Genomic DNA, 16,653 nt, shown 5'->3' with positions numbered 1-16,653 from the left:
CGGAGACGATCAGAACGTGAAGCCGGCCGTCTTGGCAAGGTCGGCCAGCGTCGTCTGCGGACGGGCGCCGAAATGAGAGATCACCTCCGCCGCGCAAATCGCACCGAGACGGGCGCAGTCCGCCGGGGCAAGGCCGCGGGCATGGCCCAGCATGAAGCCGCCGGCGAAGAGGTCGCCCGCGCCGGTGAGATCAACCACCTTCACCGGGTCGGCCGGCACGTCCGCCGCCTCGCCATCGGTGATGACGCGCGCGCCCTTCTCGCTCATCGTGACGACCGCGGTCGGCACCAGCTTGCCGAGTTCGGCGGCCGCGGCGTCGAGGTCGTCGGTCTGGAACAGGGACTTCACCTCGGCCGCGTTGGCGAAGCAGAGGCCCACGTCGCCGCTCTTCAGCAGCGTCATGAAGTCGTCGCGGTGGCGCTCGACGCAGAACGAGTCCGACAGGGTCAGCGCGGCGATGCGACCGGCGGCGGTGGCCCGGCTGGCGGCCAGGCGGAAGGCGGCCATCGCGGCCGGCGGGTCGAACAGGTAGCCCTCGAGGAAGGTGATCGCCGCGTCCTCGACGAGGCCTTCGGTGATGTCCGCCTCGGTCAGCTCCTGGCTGGCGCCGAGGAAGGTGTTCATCGTGCGCTCGCCGTCCGGCGTCACCAGGATGGTGGACGTCGCCGTCGGCGCGCCGCCGATGAGGGGCGGCGTGGTGAAGGCGACGCCGGCATGGCGCATGTCGTGGACGTACGCTTCGCCGTTGGCGTCGTCGGCCACCTTGCCGATGAACGCCGCACGGCCCCCCAGCGAGGCGACGCCGGCGACGGTGTTGCCGGCCGAGCCGCCGGACACGCGCACCGAGTCGGTCAGCACCGCGTCCACCGCGCGGGCCTCCGCCTCGTCGACGAGGCGCATGGAGCCCTTGGCGACGCCGAGTTTCTCCAGTGCGTCGTCGTGGACGTGGCCGAGGATGTCGAAGATGGCGTTCCCGATGCCGAGAACGTCAAAGCGTGCGTCAGTCATTCATGTCTCCAAAAAGCGGGCCCGGCACACCATGGCGCGCCCGGTCCGGTCAACCTCAATTCAAGTGTGTCAGCGCGGGCGGATGCCCAGGGCGGCGGCCCGTTGGTAGCGCGGCGGGGTCCGGTCCGCCACGTCCGGGGCGTTCACGGTGCCGGCCACGATGCGCGCCGCGATTCCCTCCGCCGCCGCCTGGGTGCCGGCACGCGAGTAGATCGTGCCGCGCACCTGCACGCTGGCGGCGAGCGCCCGGCGGAACGCCTCGAAGAGGTCCGGGTCGGGCGCTTGGGGCGCGGTCCAGAAGGCGTCCAGCGGCTGCTGCGCGGTGAGGCCCGGCACGTCGTAGATCGCGGGGGAGAGGGTGATGGTGGGGATGCCGGCGGCGAGCCCGTCGAGCCCGGCGGAGGAGTTGATGGTGACGAGCCCGGCGGCGTCGTGCGTCCAGGCCGACATCGCGAGCCCGTCCACGAAGTCCACCCGATCCTCGATCCCGGCGGCGGCGGCGAGCTGCGGCACCCGTGCCGCCCAGTCGACGGGGCCGAGGTCGCCGGGGTGCTTCTTCAGGACGAGGCGCATGCCGGCGGGGGCGTGCGCGGCGAACGAGGCGAACACTTCGCCCAGCGCCTCGGTCGTGTCGGAATATTGCGAGTTGGTGCGGATCTGAAAGTCGGTGTCCGTCTGCATCGCGAAGAGGAAGAAGGGCGCCGTCAGTCGGTCGCGCACGGCCTGCGCGGCGGCGGTGCGCCGGCCGACATGCCCCTCGCGCCACAGGAAGCGCGCGTAGGCGACGAACGGGTGGTACAGCCCGTGCTGGCGATAATGCGGGTAGGTGAACCAGCCGAAGACGTTGGAAAGGTTGGTCTTCAGGTCATCGACCGTTTCGAGCCCCGCCTCCCGCGGGTAACGCACCGCGGTGTCGACCGGGGGCGCCTCGGCGGCGAGGGCGCGGATGGTGGCGGGGTCGGTCGGAAACAGGCTGTCGACGGAGTTGCCGTTCTTCTCCAGCGTCATCCAGTCGGGCCGGAGGTATCCCAGCTCGGTGACGATGACGTCGATGCCCCGCTTGCGCGCCTCCGCGGCGGCCTCGTGGTGATAGGGGCGCTGCTCGGAGTGCATCAGGACGGCGGTGACGCCGTGCCGCTCCATGAAGCCGCCGACGAAGGCCGGCCAACCCGCCGGGCGCCCGCGATAGGCCGTCGCAGGGGCGAGACCCCACGCCGCCCGGTCGCCGGGGCACAGATTGATCCGCCGCACGCCCGCACCCGCGGCTTCGAGGTGGCGGGCGATCTGGCGGTAGAGCGGTGAGAGCGGGCCCTGGAGAAGGAGGACCGTGGGTCCTGTCAGGCCGCGTCTCCGGTCGCTTCGGCGCTGTCCTCACCGGCCTCCGGCTTGACCTGGCCGGGCTTGGGACCGCCCTTGGAGACGCCCACCATCGCCGGCCGCAGCACGCGTTCGCCGATCATCGAGCCGAGCTGGACCGTCTGCACCACGGTGCCCGAGGCGATGTCGGGGTTCTCGACCTCGAACATCGCCTGATGCTGGTTGGGGTCGAACTTCTGCCCCGTGGGGTCGATGGTCTTGATGCCGTGGCGCTCGAAGACGGACTTCAGCTCGCGCTCGGTCATCTGGATCCCCTCCACGACGCTCTTCACCTCGGGCGGCAGGGTCTCGAGGTCGGCGTCCTTCAGGGTGTCCATCGCGCGGGCGAAATTGTCGGCCACGTTGAGGAGATCGCGGGCGAAGCTCGTCACGGCATATTGCCGGGCGTCCGACACGTCGCGCTGGGCGCGGCGGCGCACGTTCTCGGCCTCCGCGACGGCGCGCAGCATCTGGTTGCGCAGCTCCTCGGCCTCGGCGCGAGCCTCGGCGAGGGCGGCTTCGTATTCGCCGGCGGTCGACGTCGGCTCGGCGGACTCCGCCGCTTCGCCGGCGCCCATGATCTCGGCGGCGTCGGGCACGAGGGTGTCCCCCTCGTGCTGGTTCTTGTTCGTCTCGTCAGACATTGACGGTCCTTAGATCGAGGACTTGATCCAATCGACGAGCTTACCCTTCGGGGCGGCACCCACCTGGGTGGCCGCGGGCTCGCCGTTCTTGAACATGATGAGCGTGGGGATCGAGCGGATGCCGTACTTCATGACGGTGTCCTGGTTCTCGTCCACGTTCATTTTTGCGATTTTCACCTTGCCGTCCATCTCGGCGGCAATCTCTTCGAGCGCCGGGGAGATCATTTTGCAGGGACCGCACCACTCCGCCCAAAAGTCGACGACGACGGGCTCGTCGCTCTTGATGACGTCGCTGTCGAAGGTCGCGTCCGTGACCGCTGTGGAGGACATCACTCACCTAACTGTCGCTGAAGACTGTCAGCCTACGTATGGACGGGGCGGGTGAGCGTCAAGCAGTGGGCGCCATGCCGACAGCGGGCAGCACCCCGTCCATCTCCATCATTGTGGCGCTGGCGGTCCACACTATGGCGGTCGAAACGGCGCGATCCGGCAGCATCTGCCGCACCAGCGCGGCATAAATGGCGAGCTGGCGGCGGTAGGCGAGCGGTGCGTCGGCGGGCCGGCGGGGGACGATGCGGTCGGTCTTGTAATCCACAATCAACACCGCGCCGGGGGATAATTGCAGGCGATCGATCCGCCCGCTGGCCCGCCGCACCGCCCCGTCGACGGTGACGTCGCCCATCACGTCGACCTCGTGGCGCGCCGGTCCGGACAGGGCGGGGAGGGCGTGGACGGCCTTCGCCTCGCGGGCGATGGCGGCGGCATCTTCGGGCGCCAGCCGCGGGTGCGCCTCGGCGATGCGCGCGAGCATCGCCTCGACCGGCTCGTCGCGCTCCAGCAGGCGGTGCAGGATCGTGCCGAACGAGACCGCGTCGAGCGGCCGCCGCTCGACCGCGATGTCGCCCACGGCGGCGAGGTGCTCGGCGGCCGAGGGCACCAGCGGCTCGGGCGCCGCGTGCGCGATGGTGGCCGGGGCGGTCAGCCACGCGGGCCTCGGCGGTGGCGGGGTCTCGGGGCGCGGCGCCTCCGGCTCGGGCGGGGTGCCGGGGGCGGGGTTGCGCCAGGCGAGACCCTCGCCGCTCGGCATCGTGGCGGTCGCCGCGTCGGCGCCGAGGGCGGCCTGGACCACCTCGTGCCACATCCCCTCGGCGGGCTTCTTCTTGCCGTAGGCCCCGCAGACGACGAGGTGCTGCTCGGCCCGCGTCATCGCGACGTACAGGAGGCGGTAGTGCTCGGCGAGTTCGGCGGCGGATTTTTCCGCCAGCACCGCCCGCACCGCCGCGCTCTGGTACGGCTTGGACGGGGCGTAGACGAGGACGTCCTCGTAGCCCGGTGCCGGGGAGGGGACGGCGACCACCGGGCTGCGGCTGGGGTTGGTCGCCTGCGCGCCGACATCGGCGAGGAAGACGACCTTCGCCTCCAGTCCCTTGGAGCCGTGCGCGGTCATCACCCGCACCGCGTTCTGCGTGCCGTCGGCGACGCGGCGCAGCTCCGCCTTGGTCTTCGACAGGCGCATCAGGAAGGTTTCGAGCGTGGGAACGTCCCGCCCCTCGAAGGCGAGCGCCTCGTCGAGGAAGGCGTCGAGGGCGTCTTCGGCCTCCGAGCCGAGGCGGGCGGCGAAGTCGGCCCGGCGCCCCTCGCCGACGAGCACGGCGGAGAAGAAATCGAACGGGCGCAGCGTGCGCGCCATGCCGCGCCAGCGGGCGAGCGTGGCGTGCGCGGCGCGGGTGGCCGGGTCGGCGGTCTCCGCGAGCGCTGCCATCAGCGACCCGTCCCGGCCGTGGGCGACGGTGAAAAGCGCCTCCTCGGAAAGGCCGAAGAGCGGGCTTTTCAGGACGGTCGCCAGCGAGAGGTCGTCGCGCGAGATCAGCGCGCGGGCGAGCGCGACCATGTCCTGCACTGCGATATGGTCGGTGATGGTCAGCCGGTCGGCGCCGGCGGTGGGGATGTGCCGCAGCTTCAGCTCGCGGTTCATCAGGCCGACGAAGCTGCCGCGCTTTCGCGTCAGGATCATGATGTCGCCCGGCTTCACCGGGGGCGCGCCGCCGGGGCCGGTGCCGCGCGGGTCGGTCCAGTCCTCGATCGCATCGGCGATGGCACGCACCAGCTTGACGACGCCGGCGTTCTCCGGGGCCTGGTCGAACGGGGCGTCCCAAGCCTCGGGCTTCTCGTCCTCCTCGTCGTAGAAGAGGGGCCAGAGGTCGACCCCGCCGGGCCCGTCTTTCACGGCGACGTGGCGCACCGCACCGGCGCCGGCGCCGACCGAGGCGGCGAGAGGCCCGTCCGCGAAGACGCGGTCCACCGCCGAGAGGACCTGCGGGGCGGAGCGCATCGAGTGGGCGAGGTCGACCGCGCGGAAGGTGAGCCCCGCCTCGGTCGCCGCCTCACGGTAGTGGCCGCGCTTCTCGCCGAAGAGTTGCGGTGCGGCGCCCTGGAAGGAGTAGATCGACTGCTTCTCGTCACCCACGACGAAGAGCGTGCGGTGAACGTCCTTGGCGCCCTGGCCGGCGAAGAACTCGCCCGTCAGCGCTTCGACGAGCTGCCACTGCGGCGGGGAGGTGTCCTGCGCCTCGTCGACCATCACGTGGTCGATCCCCTCGTCGAGCTTGTAGCGCACCCAGGCGGCGGCGGTGCCGGAGCGCACCAGGTTCATCGCGGTCTCGATCTGCTCGTCGTAGTCGATCACGCCGCGGCGGCGCTTGGCGGCGGTCAGCTCCTCCTCGACCATGAAGGCGAGCTGCATCAGCGGCACGGTGGCGGCGATGGAGGCGGCGGCGCGTTCGGCATCGGCGACGGCGTCGAGCCGCGCGTGCTCGGCGGCGACGAGGGTCTCCAGCTCCGGCCAGCCGTCCAGCACCTTCTTCGGCACGATGCCGCCCAGCTTGCGCGGCTCGCCGGCGGCGGTGAGGAAAATCTCGGCCCAGCGGGCGTCGCGCTCGTCCGCGGGGCAACCGAGTGCCGCCTCGATCCGCTCCAGCGACGCCTTGCCGACGCCGGCGGTCCGCAGCGCGTCGGCGAGGCGGCGGCAGACGTCGTCGCCCAGCGGCGGGCCCGGCTGGGGCGGGGCGAGGGCGCCGCCGAGGCTCTCCGTCAGCCGCTCGGTCGAGGCGCCCATGCCGAGCCAGCGGATCAGCCGGCGCCGTTCGCCGAGCGCGGCCTTGAGGCTCGCGGCGAGGCCGAAGTCGGAGATGTGCGGCAGGATCGCGTCGACGAGGTCGCCGACCGGGCCGCCGGGGTCGAGCGTCGCGCGGGCGAGGACGGTGGCGATGGCGCGGTCGGTCAGCTCCTCGCGCATCGGGTCGTCGAGCACCTGGAACGAGCCGGAGATGTTGGCCTCCAGCGGGAAGCGCCGTAGGAGTGCCGCCGCGAAGGCGTGGATCGTCTGGACTTTGAGGCCGCCGGGCGTCTCCAACGCCTCGGCGAAGAGGGTGCGCGCCCGCAGCGCCGCCGCGTCGGGATCGGCGTCCGGCGCGAGCTTGGCGACGTGCGCGGCGAGGCGGTCGTCCGGCAGCGCTGCCAGCACCGCCAGCGCATTGTAGACGCGCTGCGCCATCTCGGCCGCCGCGGCGTTGGTGTAGGTGAGGCACAAGATGGTGCGCGGCGCGACGCCCGAGAGGAGCAGGCGTACCACGCGTTGGGACAAGACGTAGGTCTTGCCCGCCCCGGCGTTGGCCGAGACCCAGACGGAGGCGGCAGGGTCGGACGAGCGGCGCTGCGCGTCGTCGGCTTCGGGGGGGACGCGCAGGCTCATTCGTTCTGCCACTCGGCGGCGCGGGCGAGGTGGTCGTAGTCGCCGGAGTCGCTGTCGCGCATCGGGCGGGCGCGCGACAGGTAGCCCTGATCCTCGCTCTGGTAGAGCATGTGGAGCGCGGTGAGGCGGGCGCGCGCCTCGTCGGCAAGGGCGGCGCTCTCCTCGCCCGCCACCTCGGCCCAGCGCACCGGGGCGCGGCCGGCGCCGAGCGCCACATAGGTGAGGCCCGTCAGCGCGATGTCGGTCGGCACGCGCTCGACGGCACCGGCGCGCACGAGTACCGCCTCCAGCGGAAGCTGCGGCTCCAGGAAGCTCTTGACCTGCTTTCCGGTGGGGGGATTTCCGGTTTTGTAGTCGACGATCTCGGCCCCCGCGGCGCCGAGGTCGATGCGGTCGATGCGCCCGTTCAGCGTCGGCCCGCCGGGAAGGTCGGTGACGGCCGCGACCTCGACCAGCGAGGTGTCCGCCCGGTCCATGCGCTTGCGCTCCTCCTCCAGGATGAAGGGGGCGATGTAGCGCAGCCGCGCGCCCCAGAGGGCCTGCGCTTCGGGCGCGAAGTCGAGCTCGCGCAGCGCCGCGTCGAGGATGCGGCGGAAGGCGTCCTCGGCGTCCGCGGCGGTGGCCGCGCGATGGTGCCCGCCGCCGACGAAGCGGGCGAGCACGTCGTGAAAGAGCTCGCCGCGGTTGCCGGCGTCGGGCTCCTGCTCCAGCGGATCGAGCGGCTTCAGGCCCAGGATGCGCCGCGCGTAGATGGCGTACGGATCGCGCACCAGCCGAGCGATCTCGGTGACGGAGAAGGATGCCGGACGGGCGGCGACCGGCGGCTTGGGCTCGGGCCGCGGGGCCGGGCGCACGGCGGGGCGCTCGTCCAGCATGCGGGCCCACGCGGCCAGCGCCGCGCCGCGCTCATAGGCGGGCTTTTTGGCATCCCCGGCGAAGGCGGCGAGGCGCTGCCACCAGCGCGAGGCGACCGTCGGCTCGCCGGCGGCCTTGCGGGCGCGCGTCAGCGTCACGCGCGGCTGATGCGCTGCGGTGAAGAAGTCGTGCGCGGAGAGGCCGATGCGGCGCTCCGGCAGGTCGATCCCGAAGGCGCCCATCATGCCGCGGCTCATCCAGGGGCCGGCGTCGGGCGCGGCGGGCCAGGTGCCCTCGTTGAGCCCGCCCAGCACCGCGTGGTCGAACGACTGGAGCCGCGCTTCCAGCGGCCCCAGGATGCGCACCGCGTCGTCGATCGGTCGCGCGCGGACGACGATGCCGGCGATCAGCGCCTCGAACGTCGCCGGCCAGTCGCCGGCGGGCAGCGTCAGCTCGTGCCGCTCGGCCAGCTCGGTCAGCATGGCGAGGACCGGCTCGCGCGAGCCGAGGGCAGGGTCCGAGAGCGCCTCGAACACGGTCTTCAGCGCGGCGGCGAAGGTGCCGACACTGGCGGTCCGGGACAGCGCGAGGAGCGGTGCGTAGGCGGTGCGCAGGGTCTCGGCGAGCGCGGCGGCCGGCTCCTTGCTGGCCATCGCGTCGAACATGCGGCCGGGGCCGATGCGAGGGCCGCGCAGCAGCCGCTCCACCGCGGCGACGGCGCCCGGCTCGGCCTCGATCGCGAGGCCCGCGTGCTTCAGGAGCGCCAGCCACTCCGCCGCGCCGCCACCGAACGCGGTCGCGGCGACGAGGCGGGCGAGCACCCCGGCCGGCGTCGTCGCCAGCGGCTCGCCGCCCGAGTCGTCGACCCGGATGTCCCACAGGCGGAGCTGATGCGTCACGCGCCGGGCCAGCGCACGGTGCGGGGTGATGAGCGCGACCGTCTCGCCCAGCGCCACGGACTGGCGCATGGCGATCGCGATGGCGGCGGCCTCCTCGCGCTCGTCCGCCGCCTCGACCATCGTCAGCCCGTCGAACGCTTCGGCGACGCCGGCGTTCATGCGGTCCTCGCGCCAGGCGCCGGTGGCGGCGGCCGGGCGCAGCGAGGCGGCGAGGGTCGCGGTGCGGGCGGCGGGCGTCGCGGAGGGCGCCGGCGGTGCGAGCCGGGCGACGCCCTCCGGGGCGATCCCCAGCGTGTCGACGAGCTGCTTCATGCCGTATTGCACATGGCCGGGCGCGTCGTGCGCCTCGGCGAGGGCGCCCCAGTCGGCCGGGTCCGCGGCGCGGTCGAACCCCGGCAGCACGACGACGCCCCAGGGGCTCTCGGCGATCGCAGAGATCAGCCGGCGCGTCGCCGGGATCGACCCGGTGGAGCCGGCGACGACGATGGGGCCGCGCGCTTCCGCGATATGGCGGGCTGCGGCCTCGGCGTCGGCACGGCGGGCGGCGGCCTCGGTGATCTTCTCGGCGGCGGCGAGATGGGCGGGCCACGCCTCGGTGGCGATGGTCAGGAAGTCGGTGGTGATCTTCCAGTGGGCGGCGAGGTCGGTCCGCTCCACCAGCCCCGGCAGATCCCGCCAGTCGGCCTCCTGGGTCTCCACCTGGTCGAGCAGGGCGAGGAGGTCGTCGGCGAGGCGCACCGAGTCCGGGCCGGAGGTCGAGACGAGCGGGCGCATCCCCGGATCGCGCGGCTCGATCGCCCCGGCCCAGGTGCGGATCAGCCGCGCCAGGACGACCCGCGCCTCGAGCTGACCCATGACGCCGGCGCGACCCTCGGGCACCTCCTCGGGGTCGCCGAGCGCTTCGATGCGCGGCAACACGGTGGCCGCGCCCGGGGCGACGTCGAGGAAGGCGGTGGCGAGGGCGCGGGCGGCGCGGCGGGTGGGCAGGTAGACGGTGGCGTCGCCGAGGGCCAGCGGGTCGTCCGGCATGCCGCCCGGCCAGAGCGTCCCATCGGCGAGGCGCGCGGCCAGCGTCGGCAGGAAGGGGTCGCAGGGGTCGACCGAGAGGACCCTCACGCCGCGCTGGCGCGGATGGCTCGCTCCGCGTCGACTATGGCTCGCGGCGTGCCGACATGCAGCCACAACCCGTCGAGCCGCACGCCGAACAGGCGGCCGTTGGCGATCGACCGGTCGAAGATGGCGTTGAGGGAGAACACCTCGCCCGGCGGATCGGCCAGCGCGGCGGGCGAGATCATCGCGCAGCCGGCGTAGACGAACGGCGCCACGGTGTACTGGCGGCGCCGCGTCAGGCGCCCGTCGGTGCCCAGCTCGAAGTCGCCCCGCCCGTCGTAGCCGACGGCGGTCACGGTGGGTGCGAGCACCAGCATCGCGTCCATCCGCTCCGGGTCGAACGCTTCGATCACGCGCTTCAGCGTCGGTGACGCGCCCTCCAGCCAGAAGGTGTCCGAATTGGCGACGATGAAGGGATCCGAGCCGAGCTGCGGCAGTGCCTTGACGAGCCCGCCGCCGGTGTCGAGCAGGCGCTTGCGTTCGTCAGAGATCGTCACCGCGCCCGGCGCGTGGCGTCGCACGTGCACCTCGATCATGTCGGCGAGGTAGTGGACGTTGACGACGTAGCGTTTCACCCCGGCATCGTCGAGCCGGGTGAACACATGGTCGATCATCGCCTTGCCGAACACCTCGATGAGGGGTTTGGGGGTGATCGCCGTCAAGGGCCGCATGCGCGTGCCGCGGCCGGCGGCGAAGATCATCGCAGAGAGACCGCTCATGCGCTCATCACGTCCGAATGGGTGGCGAACCAGGCGGCCAGCGGGGCGAGCGACGGTTCGGCGGTGAGGTTCTTGGCGAGCGCCCGGCGCACGCGCGGGAGATGGGCGAGGTATTGCGGCTTGCCGTCCCGATCGTTGAGGCGGCGGAAGACGCCGAGCACCCGTGTCGCCCGCTGTGCGCCGAGCACGTGGTAGGCGCGGCGGAATTGCGCGGGGTCGACCGACGGGCGCGCGGCGAGGTAGCACGCGACGAGGTCGGCCTCGACGTCGTCGGGCACGTCGACGCGCGCGTCCTGGGCGAGCGAGACCATGTCGTAGGCGCTGGGTGCGATCATAGCGTCCTGATAGTCCAGAAAGCCGATCCGCGAAATTCCTTCTTCGCCCGACAGCCACATCAGGTTGGGGGAGTGGAAATCCCGTAAGGCCAGACGGTCGTCGTCGCGCGGCAGGGCCTCGATGACGGCGCGCCACATGGCGGCGTACTCGGGGTCGAGCGGGGCGCGCTGATACCACTCGGGGAAGAGCGCGACCTCGATCGCCGAGAGGTCCGCGTCGAACATCGGCGGCCGGTAGGGCGGCGGGCCGGCGAGGGGCAGCTCCGGCGGCGCCTCGTGGAAGGCGGCGAGCGCCGCGGCGGCGACGGCGTAGCGCTCGGGGTAGATGCCGTCCGGCCCGGCGATCTTGTCGTCACCGAAATCCTCCATGAGGAGGAAGCCGTCGGTCATGTCGACGGCAATCGCCGTCGGCGCGACGAGGCCGGCGCCGCGCAGGGCCGCACCCATCGCGAGGAAGGCGCCGAGATTGCCGTCGGCCAGCCGGGCGCGGACCGGATAGCTGCCGGGGCCGGGCGTGAAGACGGGCGAATCCATCAGCACGGCGCGCGTGGCGCTGCCGGTGACGCGTGCGTAGCCGCGGGTGGATGCGTCGGTCTTGAGCGGCTGGCGGCGGGCCTCGCCCCACCCGGCGCGGGCGAGGAAGGCGGTTGCCGCGCGCTGGCGGGCGAGGCGGGCGGCCCAGGCGGACGGCGCCGTGATCGTCACGTCGCGGGCGTTCGGATCGGCGGCGAAGGCGATGGCGACGGTGACCGGCAGGGGCTCGCGCGGCCACTCGATCAGCTCCGCGGCGTCGCCCTCGCCGAGGCCCAGCTCGGCGAGGTCCCCTTCGCCGACGCGGTAGAGGTCGACGTGGCGCACGGGAGGCGTCAGCTCGGGGTAGTCCTGGACGATGGTGAAGGTCGGGCTCGGCACCTCGAACGCCGGGTCGCCGGCGAGGCTGCGCAGCGTCGCACGCGCCAACGTCGACTTGCCGGCCCCGAGATCGCCGACGAGGGCGACGCGGTCGCCCCGCCGGAGCGTCGCGGCGATCTCCACGCCGAGGGTCAGCATCGCGTCCTCGGAGGCGATGGGGATCGCGACGGTGACGGGGGTGTCGGGGTCGGGCGGCTCCGCGAGGCGGGTCATGAGGCGAGGCGTTTCACAGGGCGGAGCTTACCGTGGGATGAGTGGCGCGCGCCGCGACCGCGCGGGCCCGGCAGTATAAAGCGAGGCCTCACGCGGCGTCGAGGAGGTGCGTCTCGACGCCCGCCTGCTGCCGTGGGAAGCGCACCACCAACTCGGCCCCCGGTCCGTCGGTCGGCGCGACGGAGACCGTGCCGCCGTGCAACTCGACGAAGCTCTTGACCAGCGACAGGCCGAGCCCGACACCGCGGCGCCGTCCGTGCGCGCCGGAGGTGTTGAACCGCTCGAACACCGCCTCGGCATTGTCCTCGCTGATCCCCGGCCCGCGGTCGCGCACCGAAAGCGCCACGTAGTCCCCGTCCCGGCGCGACGCGACGGTGATCGAAGCGCCGGGCGGGGAGTGGGTGACGGCGTTGGAGACGAGGTTGAAGAGCACCTGGCGCACGCGCATCTCGTCGCCGGGGAAGACACGCGCGTCGTCGGCGACGGCGACTTCCACGTCGAGTCCGGCCTCGACGATGCGGTCCTTCAACCCGTCGCAGACCTGGCGCATGGTGGCGGTGACGTCGACCGGGGCGATGGTCAGCTCCATCACCCCCGCGTCGATCGAGGCGAGGTCGAGGACACCGTCGATGATGACGAGGAGCGCCTCGGACGAGGTGAGCACGAAGTTGGCGTAGTCGCGCTGCTTGGCGGAGAGGTCGCCCGTCTCCGGTCGGGTCAGGAGCTGGGTGAAGCCGATGATGGAGTTGAGCGGCGAGCGCAGCTCGTAGGAGACATGCTCGATGAAGGCGTTCTTCAGCCGGTCGGCCTCCACCAGCGCGTTGTTGCGGTCGACCAGCGCCTTGGCGATGTTCACCGAGTCGGTCACGTCGGAGAAAGTGGCGAGGGTCGACCCGTCGGGCAGCGGCGAGAAGGCGTAGTCGAGCGTGCGGCCGGTAGCGCGCTCCATGCGGCCGCCGGTGGGAGTGCGGTGGTCGGTCAGGCCGGTGACGCGCTCGGTCAGCGCGGCCCAGATGCCGGCCTCCGCGTCGGGCGCCTTGGCCGCGATGGTGTTGACGTGCTCGCCGATGTCGACCGGAGGGACGTCCGTCAGCGTCCAGAAGGCGGGATTGGCGAGGCGCAGCAGGCCGTCCGGACCGAAGCTCGCGATCCCCTCGCCGAGATTGTCGATCGTTTCGGCCTGGACGCGCGACAGGGCATTGTACTGCCGCTCCAGTGCCAGCTGCTGGGTGACGTTTTCGTAGACGTAGGTGACGCCCCCGTCGGCTCCCGGATTGGCGACCACGCGCAGCGTCTGCCCGTCCGGCAGGTGCCACCAGCGCTCGAAGCTCTCGCGCGTCTCGTAACCCTTCAGCTGGTCGCGCTTCCAGGCCTTGAAGTCGGCGGTTTCGGGCAGGCGCCGCTCGGCGCGCAGTCGGTCGAGCACCTGGTCCTCGAACGGGGCGTGTTCGAGGAAGGTGCCGGGAAGCTCGAACAGGCGCTGGAATGCCGCGTTGTGGAACACGAGGCGCCGGTCCGGGCCGTAGATGGCGACGGCGGTGGCGAGCAGGTCGAACGTCGCCGCGTGGCTCTCCAGCGCGCGGGCCTGCACGCTCATCGCGTGGACGGTGTCGGTGACGTCGACGGCGAGGGCGGCGAGGGTGCCCCCTTGCATCTCGGCGCTGACGTCGAGGTGGCGGCGCTCGCCGGCGACGACGGTCTGCACGCGCTGGTGCACCGGCCCTCCCGCCTCGCCGGCGCCGAGCTGGGTGCGGGCGTTGGCGTCGAGCAGCGAGTCGCCGCCGTGCGCCGCGCCGCCGATGGCACGCGAATAGGAGGGATTGGACCATACCGTCGCGCCGCCCTCGCCCTCGACCCACGCGGGGTAGGGCGCGGCGGTGATGAGGGCGCCGAGGCGGCCGGCGGCGTCGTTCGGGGCGCTGGCGCAGACCTCCGGCGCCGGCTCGACGAAGAGCGTGGGGTGCCCGCCTTCCAGCGAGCCGGTGACGAGACGCGGCGGGCCGGCCTCCGCCGCGATGTCGAGCCGGAAGGGCTGGCCGGTGCGGCCCGTCTGCCGTGCGGCGGCGGCGAGCGGACCCTCGGCCCGCGGTGCCTCCAGCGCGGCGACGACGGCGGCGGGAACCTCGCCGCAGGCGATCACGTCGCCGGACGGCATCAGGCGGGCGGCGCCCAGCGCACCGCGGGCGAGTGCCAGCTCGGCGAGGGCGATGCGGGCGTCGTCGATGGAGCGGTCGTGGGCGGTGCCCGCGGCCGCTCGTGTGGCATGACGGGCCCGCGCCACGACGAGGCCGGCCAGCGCGCTCGCCGCCGCCGTCACGGCCCAGGCCGTCAGCATGTCAGCCCCTCGCGCGGCGCGTCGCTCATCCCACCTCCGTGTCGCGAATCGGATCCGAGGGTACCGCCATATGGAGTGGAGTGAAATGCAAACGGGGGGTGACAGGCTGGCGCGCCCACAACCCTCGCCCCGGCCCGGCCGCCCGGCGCCGCTCCCGGCGCGCACCGCGAGGGCGAGCGGCGGGATCAGGCGGGGCCGGCGTGCGGCCGGGGCGGCGGCGGGCCACGCGATCCGCCGAGGCGATTCTGCCGAGCGGAGACGTGCAACCAGGGGCGCGAGGGCCTACATTCGGCCCGTTCGCGCGCGCCCGCAGGAGCCTCCCATGCCGTCTCCCCACGTCTTCCAGCGGGCTTCGGCCGCCGACCTTCCCGTCGCGGTATCGGGCGAGGGCATCACCATCCTCACCGCCGACGGCCGGCGTATCATCGATGCGTGCGGCGGCGCCGCGGTCTCCTGTCTCGGCCACTCCGACCGCACCGTGGCCGACGCCATCAAGACCCAGGTCGACGCGTTGCCCTATGCCCACACCGGCTTCTTCACCTCCGAGCCGGCCGAGCGGCTCGCCGCGATGCTGGTGGAGCGCGCACCGGAGGGGATCGGCCGGGTCTACTTCGTGTCCGGCGGGTCGGAGGCGGCGGAGGCCTCGCTCAAGCTCGCCCGGCAATATTTCCTGGAGAAGGGCGAGGACCGCTTCCGCATCGTCGCCCGCCGGCAGAGCTACCATGGCAACACGTTGGGCGCGCTCGCGGCGGGCGGCAACGCCTGGCGCCGGCGCCAGTTCGCCCCGCTCTTGACCGACGCGACCAGCCACATCGCGCCCTGCCACTACTGGCGGTTCGGCGAACCCGGCGAAAGCGCGGAGGCCTACGGCCTGCGCGCCGCCGACGAGCTCGAGGCCGAGATCCTGCGCCTCGGCCCGGAGACGGTCGCCGCCTTCATTGCCGAGCCTGTGGTCGGCGCGACCATGGGCGCGGTCCCCGCCGTCGCCGGCTACTTCGCCCGCATCCGCCAGATTTGCGACACCTACGGCGTGCTCCTGATCCTCGACGAGGTGATGTGCGGGATGGGCCGCACCGGGCACCTCTTCGCCTGCGAGGCGGACGCGGTCCGGCCCGACATCGTCCTCGTCGCCAAGGGCCTCGGCGCCGGCTACCAGCCGATCGGCGCGATGCTGGTGAACGAGGAGATCCACCGCACCATCGCGTCGGGTTCCGGCGCCTTCCAGCACGGCCACACCTACATGGGCCACCCGGTGGCCTGCGCCGCCGGCATCGCCGTCCTCACCGCGTTCGAGGAGCGGGACCTGATCGCCAACGTGCGCGCGATGGGCGAGCGGCTGCGCTCGCAGCTGGAGGCGAGGCTGGGCCAGCACCCCAATGTGGGCGACATCCGCGGCCGCGGCCTCTTCCTCGGCATCGAGCTGGTGGCCGACCGGGACACCAAGGCGCCGCTTCCGGCCGAGGCGAAGACCCACGCCCGCATCAAGGCCGCCGCCTTCGCGCGGGACATCATGTGCTACCCGATGGGCGGCGTGATCGACGGCGTGAGGGGCGACCACGTCATGCTCGCCCCGCCCTACATCGTCACCGCCGGCGACGTCGACGAGATCGCCGCCCGGATCACCGCCGCCATCGACGACGTGCTCCCCGCGGCGGCTTGAGCCGTCCACGCGGCGGTGGGCGCATGCCAGTCCGAACCGCGCGGCGTCTTCCCGCATGGCGCCGATCCTGCTTCATTGTGCGTGGACGGAGGACGGCATGACGACGATCGACCTGAACGCCGATTGCGGCGAGAGCTATGGCCCCTGGACGATGGGGGACGACGCGGCGATCCTCGAGATCGTGACCACGGCGAACATCGCCTGCGGTTTCCACGCCGGCGACCCGGACACGATGGCCGCCACCCTGGAGATCGCCAAGGCGAACGGCGTCGCCGTCGGCGCCCACCCCGGCTTCGACGACAAGCCCGGCTTCGGCCGCCGCGTCCTTCCGATGGCGCCCGCGGCGCTGACGCGGATGGTCGCCTACCAGGTCGGGGCGTTCGCGGCGATGGCGGCGCTCGTCGGCGTTCCGGTGCGGCATGTGAAGGCACACGGCGCGCTCTCCAACTTCGCCTGCGCCGACCGCGCGGCGGCCGAGGCGATCGTCGCCGCGGTCAAGGCGGTCGACCCGTCGCTCACGCTGCTGGCCGTCGCCGCGACGGAGCTGGAGCGCGCCGGGCTGGAGGCCGGCCTCACCGTGGCGTCCGAGATCTTCGCCGACCGCGCCTACGAGGCGGACGGGCAGCTGATGTCCCGCGCCAAGCCGGGCTCCATCATTCACGAGGCCGATGTCGCCGCCGCGCGCACGGTGGAGATGATGCGGGCGCGGGCCATCATCGCCCACGACGGCACCAAGGTCGCCACCCCGGTGCACTCGATCTGCGTCCATGGCGACAACCCGCACGCGGTGGGTGTCGCCGCGGCGGTGCGCGGGGCGCTGGAAGCGGCCGGCATCCGCGTCGCCGCCTTCGCATGA

The 16,653-nt window shown here is 72.9% G+C and carries 11 protein-coding genes; 2 read left to right on the top strand and 9 right to left on the bottom strand.

Translation table 11 applies throughout. The annotated features are described in order from the left end of the window. Positions 1-9 precede the first annotated feature (9 nt). The 9 genes from MRB58_RS07050 to MRB58_RS07010 form a co-directional block, all read right to left on the bottom strand. On the bottom strand, positions 10-1,008 hold the full coding sequence (locus MRB58_RS07050) for an adenosine kinase (RefSeq protein ID WP_244781015.1): 999 nt from the start codon (positions 1,006-1,008) through the stop codon (positions 10-12). Positions 1,009-1,077: 69 nt separating this feature from the next. Further along, positions 1,078-2,259, bottom strand: a complete 1,182-nt coding sequence (locus MRB58_RS07045; RefSeq protein WP_244781014.1) for a capsular biosynthesis protein — start codon at positions 2,257-2,259, stop codon at positions 1,078-1,080. An 86-nt stretch (positions 2,260-2,345) separates the two neighbouring features. After that, positions 2,346-3,008, bottom strand: a complete 663-nt coding sequence (gene grpE, locus MRB58_RS07040; RefSeq protein ID WP_244781013.1) for a nucleotide exchange factor GrpE — start codon at positions 3,006-3,008, stop codon at positions 2,346-2,348. A 9-nt stretch (positions 3,009-3,017) separates the two neighbouring features. Then, entirely contained in the window at positions 3,018-3,338 is a 321-nt protein-coding gene (gene trxA / locus MRB58_RS07035; RefSeq protein ID WP_244781012.1) for a thioredoxin TrxA, read from the bottom strand. Between the two features lie 58 nt (positions 3,339-3,396). Then, positions 3,397-6,759: a double-strand break repair helicase AddA gene (gene addA, locus MRB58_RS07030; RefSeq protein WP_244781011.1), complete on the bottom strand. Its 3,363-nt coding sequence runs from the start codon at positions 6,757-6,759 to the stop codon at positions 3,397-3,399. Further along, on the bottom strand, positions 6,756-9,629 hold the full coding sequence (locus tag MRB58_RS07025) for a PD-(D/E)XK nuclease family protein (protein ID WP_244781010.1): 2,874 nt from the start codon (positions 9,627-9,629) through the stop codon (positions 6,756-6,758). Before MRB58_RS07025 ends, addA begins: the two co-directional genes overlap by 4 nt. Then, positions 9,626-10,342, bottom strand: a complete 717-nt coding sequence (locus MRB58_RS07020; RefSeq protein ID WP_244781009.1) for a nucleotidyltransferase family protein — start codon at positions 10,340-10,342, stop codon at positions 9,626-9,628. Before MRB58_RS07020 ends, MRB58_RS07025 begins: the two co-directional genes overlap by 4 nt. Next, a complete protein-coding gene (gene tsaE, locus MRB58_RS07015) occupies positions 10,339-11,802 on the bottom strand; it encodes a tRNA (adenosine(37)-N6)-threonylcarbamoyltransferase complex ATPase subunit type 1 TsaE (RefSeq protein WP_244781008.1) in 1,464 nt (487 codons plus the stop codon). Before tsaE ends, MRB58_RS07020 begins: the two co-directional genes overlap by 4 nt. 88 nt (positions 11,803-11,890) lie before the next feature. Beyond that, positions 11,891-14,137: a PAS domain-containing sensor histidine kinase gene (locus MRB58_RS07010; protein ID WP_244781006.1), complete on the bottom strand. Its 2,247-nt coding sequence runs from the start codon at positions 14,135-14,137 to the stop codon at positions 11,891-11,893. Positions 14,138-14,459: 322 nt separating this feature from the next. Between MRB58_RS07010 and MRB58_RS07005 the strand changes: the two genes are divergently transcribed. Together MRB58_RS07005 and MRB58_RS07000 are read left to right on the top strand one after the other, a co-directional pair. Next, positions 14,460-15,797 (top strand): aspartate aminotransferase family protein, encoded by a 1,338-nt coding sequence (locus MRB58_RS07005; RefSeq protein WP_244781005.1) that lies wholly within the window; start codon positions 14,460-14,462, stop codon positions 15,795-15,797. A gap of 97 nt (positions 15,798-15,894) precedes the next feature. Next, on the top strand, positions 15,895-16,653 hold the full coding sequence (locus MRB58_RS07000; protein WP_244781004.1) for a LamB/YcsF family protein: 759 nt from the start codon (positions 15,895-15,897) through the stop codon (positions 16,651-16,653).

Origin of the sequence: Acuticoccus sp. I52.16.1 (assembly GCF_022865125.1) — a bacterium.
Lineage (GTDB): Bacteria > Pseudomonadota > Alphaproteobacteria > Rhizobiales > Amorphaceae > Acuticoccus.
This window is presented reverse-complemented; position numbering and strand designations above follow the sequence as displayed.

Bases quoted from the DNA above. Each gene is read 5' to 3' on its own strand.
- MRB58_RS07050 (WP_244781015.1), bottom strand. From the start codon at position 1,008: ATGACTGACGCACGCTTTGACGTTCTCGGCATCGGGAACGCCATCTTC.
- grpE (WP_244781013.1), bottom strand. From the start codon at position 3,008: ATGTCTGACGAGACGAACAAGAACCAGCACGAGGGGGACACCCTCGTG.
- trxA (WP_244781012.1), bottom strand. From the start codon at position 3,338: ATGTCCTCCACAGCGGTCACGGACGCGACCTTCGACAGCGACGTCATC.
- addA (WP_244781011.1), bottom strand. From the start codon at position 6,759: ATGAGCCTGCGCGTCCCCCCCGAAGCCGACGACGCGCAGCGCCGCTCG.
- MRB58_RS07020 (WP_244781009.1), bottom strand. From the start codon at position 10,342: ATGAGCGGTCTCTCTGCGATGATCTTCGCCGCCGGCCGCGGCACGCGC.
- tsaE (WP_244781008.1), bottom strand. From the start codon at position 11,802: ATGACCCGCCTCGCGGAGCCGCCCGACCCCGACACCCCCGTCACCGTC.
- MRB58_RS07010 (WP_244781006.1), bottom strand. From the start codon at position 14,137: ATGCTGACGGCCTGGGCCGTGACGGCGGCGGCGAGCGCGCTGGCCGGC.
- MRB58_RS07005 (WP_244781005.1), top strand. From the start codon at position 14,460: ATGCCGTCTCCCCACGTCTTCCAGCGGGCTTCGGCCGCCGACCTTCCC.
- MRB58_RS07000 (WP_244781004.1), top strand. From the start codon at position 15,895: ATGACGACGATCGACCTGAACGCCGATTGCGGCGAGAGCTATGGCCCC.